Origin of the sequence: Cryptosporangium sp. NPDC051539 (assembly GCF_044454545.1) — a bacterium.
Taxonomy (GTDB): domain Bacteria; phylum Actinomycetota; class Actinomycetes; order Mycobacteriales; family Cryptosporangiaceae; genus Cryptosporangium.
Genome location: NZ_JBITDV010000042.1, coordinates 1 through 1,197, shown reverse-complemented (window position 1 = coordinate 1,197; position 1,197 = coordinate 1). Strand labels below are relative to the sequence as shown.

Here is a 1,197-nt window from a genome sequence, read left to right as displayed (position 1 = left end):
CAATACCGGTGACTTAGGGTCTTGGTGTCCGTTTGACCCGGTGAGGCTTGGTCGCTGGGATGATCGTCACGGCCGGTTTGGTTGGGGTGCTGGCGTCGTCCTGGCCTGGGCGTTTGAGCGGCCAGTTGGCCATCTTGCGTTTGATGGCGCGGGGGTTGGTCCGGGGTCGGCGGGGCGGGAGCAGACGTTCGCGGATTTCATCGCGGGTGCGCCGCAGAGCGCGGGTGAGTCTGCCGGGGGGAAAACGCCGCCTGGTCGGTGACCTGGCGGCGAACGACCCGCAGAGATCGGGTGAAGGAGACCCGGTCGGGATCCAGATCGGCCTCGCGGGCGGCCTGGTGGATGAGGTCACGGATGGCGTGGTGGACGAGCAGGAAACCGTAGAGTTCCTGCTCGGCTCCGTCGGGGTGCCGGGAACGCAGAACGAGGTTCGGGCCCCCTAGATGGGTTTTGATCTCGTCGAGGGTGGACTCGATTTCCCAGCGCTGGGTGTAGAGCGCGGCCAGCTCGGCGGCTGGGGCCTGGTCGGGGTTCATGATGGTGGTGATCAGCCGGTAGACCTCCTCCTGGCCGTCGAGGGTGTACTCGATCGCGCGGACGCGTTGCCCGGCCCGGGTGTGGTGGATGTCGGTCTGGTCGAAGATTTCCGAGAGGTAGGACCCGTCGGGCAGCTGCTCCATGACGGGCAGGACGATGTCCTTGCGGACCCGCCAGAGCAGATCCACGCCGGTCGCGGCGGCGGTTTTCCACAGGTCGACGCCGAAGAACCCACGGTCGGCCAGCAACAGCATCTCCGGGGTGAGGGTGTCCGGCGAGCCCAGGATCTGGCGGGCGAGGTTCTGTTCCCCGGTGCGCAGCGGCCCAGTCGCGGCGGCGAACACCGCGTGAGTACCGCACTCGACCACACCGACCATGCGGATCTGCGGATAGCCGACCCGCTGCAGGCCACGGCCCGAACGGGGCGGCCGGCCGAACGCCTCCTCGTTCTCCGCCGTGTCGGGCAGATCGAACGTGGTGCCATCGATCGCGACCAGACGCCAGCCACGGTAGAACGCTCCGGCCGTGCCCGGCCCCGCCACCGGCCGGCACACCTGGGCGAACAGCGCCTTGACCGGCTCCACACCCAACCGGCGGCGGCCCTTCCAGATCGCGGCGGTCGAAGGCACCTGCCAGCCACCACTCCACCGCCGCCGACGC

1 protein-coding gene is annotated in these 1,197 nt (G+C 68.9%); it reads right to left on the bottom strand.

What is annotated here, in order from left to right; translation table 11 throughout:
• Positions 1-197: 197 nt before the first annotated feature.
• Positions 198-1,197, bottom strand: a 1,000-nt coding sequence (locus ACIBZJ_RS43220; RefSeq protein WP_395939434.1) for an IS4 family transposase, incomplete at its 5' end; no start/stop codon positions are given.